Annotated in this window: 6 protein-coding genes and 1 pseudogene; 3 read left to right on the forward strand and 4 right to left on the reverse strand. The window is 46.2% G+C overall.

The window, feature by feature from the left end:
* Window positions 1-69: 69 nt before the first annotated feature.
* The gene (locus E5S67_RS30730; RefSeq protein ID WP_246277070.1) at window positions 70-393 is read right to left on the reverse strand and encodes an SDR family oxidoreductase; all 324 of its coding nucleotides are present in this window, start codon (window positions 391-393) and stop codon (window positions 70-72) included.
* Window positions 394-471: 78 nt separating this feature from the next.
* Between E5S67_RS30730 and E5S67_RS30735 the strand changes: the two genes are divergently transcribed.
* Together E5S67_RS30735 and fghA are read left to right on the forward strand one after the other, a co-directional pair.
* Window positions 472-1,581, forward strand: a complete 1,110-nt coding sequence (locus tag E5S67_RS30735; RefSeq protein WP_172193082.1) for an S-(hydroxymethyl)glutathione dehydrogenase/class III alcohol dehydrogenase — start codon at window positions 472-474, stop codon at window positions 1,579-1,581.
* A gap of 64 nt (window positions 1,582-1,645) precedes the next feature.
* A complete protein-coding gene (gene fghA / locus E5S67_RS30740) occupies window positions 1,646-2,500 on the forward strand; it encodes an S-formylglutathione hydrolase (protein WP_172193084.1) in 855 nt (284 codons plus the stop codon).
* Window positions 2,501-2,687: 187 nt separating this feature from the next.
* On the opposite strand, the gene E5S67_RS30745 is transcribed toward fghA, so the two are convergent.
* Window positions 2,688-3,602, reverse strand: coding sequence for a branched-chain amino acid transaminase (locus E5S67_RS30745; RefSeq protein WP_172193086.1), 915 nt, complete (start codon window positions 3,600-3,602; stop codon window positions 2,688-2,690).
* 303 nt (window positions 3,603-3,905) lie between these two features.
* On the opposite strand from E5S67_RS30745, the gene E5S67_RS30750 reads away from it, so the two are divergent.
* On the forward strand, window positions 3,906-4,274 hold the full coding sequence (locus E5S67_RS30750; protein WP_172193088.1) for a Lin0512 family protein: 369 nt from the start codon (window positions 3,906-3,908) through the stop codon (window positions 4,272-4,274).
* Between the two features lie 463 nt (window positions 4,275-4,737).
* Here the strand turns inward: E5S67_RS30750 and E5S67_RS30755 are convergent, their stop codons facing one another.
* Both E5S67_RS30755 and E5S67_RS32900 read right to left on the reverse strand, forming a co-directional pair.
* Window positions 4,738-5,499, reverse strand: a complete 762-nt coding sequence (locus tag E5S67_RS30755) for a DUF4142 domain-containing protein (protein ID WP_172193091.1) — start codon at window positions 5,497-5,499, stop codon at window positions 4,738-4,740.
* 68 nt (window positions 5,500-5,567) lie between these two features.
* Window positions 5,568-5,888 (reverse strand): annotated as a pseudogene (locus E5S67_RS32900) (hypothetical protein); the annotation flags it as partial.

Consider the following 5,888-nt stretch of genomic DNA (forward strand, 5'->3'; position numbering starts at 1 on the left):
ACTATTATTCGCGAAAAATCTTCTCTTCATCCCTTGGGCTTGTCTTGGCAACTAGAATAACTGCTCCCTCTATTTATTGAGCCGATACGAAAATTCTTCGTTACTAACATTCCAAAGAGGGGCGAGATGATTAGTTACACCTGCATTGTTAATGAGCAAATCTGGGGGCGAGTAGTTGGCCAGCATTTCTGTGGCCCAAGCTTTTACGCGATCGTCGTTGGCGACATCCAAACAAGTAAAATTGTGGGGCGAACTATATTTTTTGTTGAGCTTTTCCACTGCTTCGGAAGAACGGGCGCATCCCAAAACTGTATGTCCCAATTCAATAAACTTTTCGGTCAGGGCAAGACCGAGACCGCGACTGACTCCGGTAATTACAATTAATTTTGTCATAGATTTGCTGAATTTTGAGATTAAGTAATACAATACATATTTACTGGTCTGTTGACAAATCGATCGCAGGGGGAAAGCATGAAAGTAAAAGCAGCAGTTGCTCGCAGTGCCGGCAAACCTTTGAGCATTGAAACGGTTGATCTAGATGGGCCGCAGCCTGGAGAGGTGTTGGTGGAAATTAAAGCCACTGGTGTTTGTCACACTGACGCTTACACTCTTTCCGGCGCCGATCCTGAAGGTTTGTTTCCTGCTATCTTAGGCCACGAGGGAGCCGGGATAGTCGCAGAAGTTGGGGCGGGAGTAACGAGTGTCAAAGTGGGCGATCGAGTAATTCCTCTATACACTCCCGAATGCCGCAACTGCGAATATTGTTTGAGCGGCAAAACTAATCTCTGTCAAGCAATTCGCGTGACTCAAGGCCAGGGAGTGATGCCCGACGGCACGAGCAGGTTTTCTATAGACGGACAGAAACTTTACCATTACATGGGAACTTCTACCTTCGCTAATTATACAGTATTGCCGGAAATTGCAGTAGCAAAAATTCGCGAAGATGCTCCTTTTGATAAAGTTTGTTTGATCGGTTGCGGCGTAACAACTGGCATCGGCGCTGTCATAAATACTGCGAAAGTAGAGCCTGGTTCTAATGTGGTAGTTTTCGGTTTGGGCGGCGTGGGTTTGAATGTAATTCAAGCGGCTCGAATGGTGGGAGCTAACATGATTGTCGGCGTAGACATGAATCCCAACAAGCGAGAGATGGCGGAAAAATTCGGCATGACTCACTTTGTCAATCCCCGCGAAGTCGAAGGCGATTTAGTGCCTTATTTAGTAGATTTAACCAAAGGCGGAGCAGATTACAGTTTTGAATGTATCGGCAACATTAATGTGATGCGTCAAGCTTTGGAATGCTGCCACAAAGGTTGGGGTGTGAGCGTAATTGTCGGGGTAGCGGGAGCCGGTCAAGAAATTAGTACCCGCCCGTTTCAGCTAGTAACTGGCAGAGTCTGGAAAGGTACGGCTTTCGGGGGGGCAAAAGGTAGAACTGATGTTCCTAAGATTGTTGATTGGTACATGGACGGTAAAATTGATATTGATAGTTTGGTATCTCGGGTAATGCCGATCGAACAAATTAACGAAGCTTTTGATTTAATGCACAAAGGCGAAGTAATTCGCACAGTTTTGACTTTTTGAAGGAAGAAGTTCGGCAACGGATTTTGTAACGGATGTAATACAGATTAATTCCCAATTTCCAATTATGCTCTCTGAATCCCTAAAACTGCACAAAGAATATAAAAGTTTCGGCGGCCAACTAGGCTTTTACAGTCATCAATCCTCCGCTTGCAACAGCGAGATGAAATTCGCTGTTTACCAGCCGCCGCAAGCTTTATCTCAACCCGTACCAGTTTTGTATTTTCTATCAGGTTTAACCTGCACGGAAGAGAACTTTATGGCAAAAGCGGGAGCGCAGCAATTGGCGGCAAAATACGGGTTAATGCTGGTTGTGCCCGACACTAGCCCGCGCCAGACTGGTATTCCTGGAGAAGATGACGATTGGGATTTAGGAAGTGGTGCGGGTTTTTATGTTGATGCGACAGCCGCACCTTGGAATGCTCACTATCGAATGTACAGTTATGTGGTTGATGAATTGCCGAATTTAATCGCCGAAAATTTTCCAGCGATACCGGAAAAACAGGGAATTTTCGGTCATTCGATGGGCGGACACGGGGCGTTAATTTGCGCTTTGAAAAATGGCGATCGCTATCTTTCAGTTTCCGCTTTTGCGCCTATTTCCGCGCCAATGCGCTGCCCTTGGGGACAAAAAGCTTTTGCAAACTACCTCGGCAGCGACCAAGAGATTTGGAAGGCTTGGGATGCTAGCGAATTGGTTGTGGCAGCACCATATAACCGCCCGATTCTGATTGACTTCGGGACGGCTGATTCGTTTCTTGCTGACGGGCAGTTGTTACCGGAAGTGTTCGCGGAGGCTTGTGCAAAAGCGGGACAGCCGCTAACTTTAAGGATGCAGGAAGGTTACGATCACAGCTATTATTTTATAGCGAGTTTTATGGAGGATCACATTCGGCATCACGCTGCTGTTTTGTGCGGGTAGTTCCTAGCAGGAAGCAGGCAAGATGCCTGCTCCACAACAACTGGTTCTTAGGCTCTGCCTGGGAACCGATATCCAGAGGCTCTGCCTCGAATTGCTGCCATGAAATGTGGAGGCAGAGCCTCCCGATCTGCTTTACCAGGCTCTGCCTGGTAACGAGTGAACTCGCTTCTACGACAGGTATTTTCGGTTAATTAAGATCGATCGGAAATACCCAGTCTTTATACTTGCTGTCGCGATTTTCGATAATTCCGGTTAGTTTGTCCAAAATCTTTTCGGTGATGGGTCGGTTTTTGGGCAATTGATAGTTTTCTACTCGGTTAATTGGCGTAATTTTGGCTGCGGTTCCGCAGAGAAAAATTTCGTCTGCAATCAACAGTTCCGATCTATCAACTGGTCTTTCTGTGACTTCAATTCCTAAGTCTCTAGCGATAGTTATAACGCTGTCTCTGGTAATTCCTTCGAGAATATCTTGCTCGAAACCGGGAGTAATTAATTTACCGTTTCTGGCGACAAATATGTTCATTCCTGAAGCTTCGCTGACTTTTCCCTGAGTGTTCATCATAATTGCTTCGTCGAAGCCGGATTCTACTGCTTCTGTTTTGGCTAAAGCTGAGGTGATGTAAGCACCGCTAATTTTACCTCTTAAGGGCAAACTGCGGTCTTCTTGGCGGTACCAAGAGCTAATTCTACAGTTGACTCCTTGTTTGGGCAAATAGTCTGAGAGTTCTAATCCGTAAACAAAAAAGTCGGTTTCTACGTTGTGCAGTCGGGGGGCAATTCCTAAACTGGATGTGTAGACGAAAGGGCGGATATAAAATGATTTTGTTGGCTGGTTTTTCTGGACAAAATCAATGATTATTTGTTGTATTTTGCTGGCTGGCAAATCGCAGTGGAGGAAGCTGGCACTTTGACTTAATCTTTGACAGTGGCGGTCTAATCTAAATAGCAAGATTCGATCGGCATTTTGGGGGTCGGGAATTCCCCGCAACCCGCCTAAAACTCCGGTTCCGTAGTGCAGTGCGTGGGTGGCTATGGAAATTTTGGCGTCGGTAAATGGGAGAAATTGGTTTTGAAAGTAGGCAATTGGCAGAAAACTATCCATGATTCAAGCTGGCGATGAGTTTTGCAGTCCGCGAGGAATGGTGAATTTGGTTATATTACCATAAGTTATACCATTTTAGATTTGAGATTAAAGAATTGAAGAATTGGAAATGACTGATTCGATATAAGTTTGGATCGCGCACAGTTCCATTGTTTTTTTAACTGGGATTATTATCTGGTTATATCTATTTATAAAATAATATCAAGAGCGGTCTGTTTGGTTGATAATTGTTTTGGGGAAAAGTGCGATCCTCTTCGAGGGCTTCGCTAACGACTACAAACAAAAATCAACCAAAGGGCAACTATGGCACGCAAATGTTTCATCATTGAAATGGGGATGGGTATAGACCAGCACGGGCAGGAACCGACTGTAGCCTGTGCAAGGGCTGTACGGAATGCGATCGCCAATAATGCTCTCCTAGGCGTCTGGGAAGTGGCAGGTTTGAGCGACCCCAATCAGATGATTGTTGAGGTTAAGGTCGCCGTTCCTTACCCGGAACAAGTGCGCGCCGAAGAGGTGTTGGCCGTACTCCCTTTTGGCAGCAAAACTCTGATTGTGGAGCAAGGGGGCATGATTGTGGCAGGAAGGGCGATCGCCTCTCTGAATGATAAAAATGATGAAATGCTAATCGCTGTGGCGGCTGTGAGTGTTTTTGTGGAAACTGAAGACTAATTAATTTTGTATTGTTTGAATAAATCGCCCGATCGCACTTTTTTGTTTCCGCGATCGGGCGATCGTACGCCTGTCTGTTAAAAAACGATTAATTTAGACTATGTTGTAGGGTTCCCCGGAGAGTTCGCATGAAATACGGTAGAAAATCTGAGGGTTTGAGGCATCTTACAATAGGTCTGTTGCAGGCTAAGGCTTATTTGCGCCTACCCACTTAATTTTGAAGTTTTAATTGATAATTTTTAATTTCTCAGGCGACCGGGTATGTAAGCAATCCAGCAAAACCCTACGATTAATAACAGCCAGGTTGCTGTAATATTGTTGCCCAACAAGCTGCGGAGAAAATCTTCCATTGTTCTCAAAAATTATAGGGTTTCAAAGAATTTATTGCTCTTCCCTCTCAAAACACAAAAGGTAGAGTCCGATCGCCTAAAACGCGATCGGACTCTACCTCTTCTACTTCATATTATGGCTGGCTGGTATCTGCCAACATTTGGTTAACCATTTGCAAGTGCGCCTGAAGGTTCGGCAACTTCTGGGTAGCCCAAGCCTTCAAGTCGGGATCTTGTCCCTGTTGAGATTGAGCCTGAAACAGAGCAATAGCCTGATTGTGGCTGTCGATCATCGCTTGCTTGTAAGCAGTGTCAAAACTTCTACCGGAGAGTCCCGAAAGTCGATCCATCAAAGCTGTGTTCTGGGTACTCATATCGGCTGGCAATTCAACCTGCTTTTGCATTACTAACTGCATCAGCTCTTGATTTGCCCGAGTGTGTTCCTCTACCATTTCTTGCCCGTATTGTTTCACACCAGCACTAGAACCGCGTTGGACTGCCAATCTGCCGAGCTCCACTTCCAGCATACCAAGTTGACCTGCTTGCATGACAAAGGTTCTGTCTCTGCTGCTGAGAGAATTAGGCGAAGTTTCGCCACCTCTTGGACTGTTGGGAGAACGGCCCGGATTGTTGTTGCTGGGGGTATTTGGACTGTTGGGAGAACCACCGCCGGGACTATTATTGTTGTTGGGATCGCTAACAGGAGAGTCAGGAGGATTAAGATTGTTGGAATCGTTTTGAGCAAGATCGAAAACTCGATCGCCCGACTGGCTGAAGCCGTGAGTCTGGCGATTTAATTCTGCGAATCCTGGCACAGCTATCAAGGAACTCACACCGGCAATTCCGGCAACAGTAACCAATTTTTTGAACAAACTTTTGCGATTAAGTGAAGTCATGAATTTCTAAGCCTCTAAGTTTTCAAAATTACGTAAAGCAAAGCTATCCCGTAGGGTATCGCCCGAAACTAGCGATGGGACGGTGTACTGCCTTTCCGAAACAAGTTGATCAAACCAAACGCGCCTAAGGCTCCCAGCCACCCCAAATTGTTGGGGCTATCGCGCCGAGCACTCAAAACTCCAGAATTAGTATCAGCCGGCGTCGATGTAGTACCGGTTGTACCGGTTGTACCCGTTGTGTCTGTACCTGTTGTACCGGTTGTACCCGTTGTACCCGTACCTGTCGTACCGCTTGTACCGCTTGTACCCGTGCCACTCGTACCCGTTGTATCCGTGCCAGTCGTACCCGTTGTACCCGTTGTACCCGTTGTACCCGTGCCAGTCGTACC

It is taken from the genome of Microcoleus asticus IPMA8, from assembly GCF_013179805.1.
Taxonomy (GTDB): domain Bacteria; phylum Cyanobacteriota; class Cyanobacteriia; order Cyanobacteriales; family Microcoleaceae; genus Microcoleus; species Microcoleus asticus.

Bases quoted from the DNA above. Each gene is read 5' to 3' on its own strand.
- E5S67_RS30730 (WP_246277070.1), bottom strand. From the start codon at position 393: ATGACAAAATTAATTGTAATTACCGGAGTCAGTCGCGGTCTCGGTCTT.
- E5S67_RS30750 (WP_172193088.1), top strand. From the start codon at position 3,906: ATGGCACGCAAATGTTTCATCATTGAAATGGGGATGGGTATAGACCAG.
- E5S67_RS30745 (WP_172193086.1), bottom strand. From the start codon at position 3,602: ATGGATAGTTTTCTGCCAATTGCCTACTTTCAAAACCAATTTCTCCCA.
- E5S67_RS30735 (WP_172193082.1), top strand. From the start codon at position 472: ATGAAAGTAAAAGCAGCAGTTGCTCGCAGTGCCGGCAAACCTTTGAGC.
- fghA (WP_172193084.1), top strand. From the start codon at position 1,646: ATGCTCTCTGAATCCCTAAAACTGCACAAAGAATATAAAAGTTTCGGC.
- E5S67_RS30755 (WP_172193091.1), bottom strand. From the start codon at position 5,499: ATGACTTCACTTAATCGCAAAAGTTTGTTCAAAAAATTGGTTACTGTT.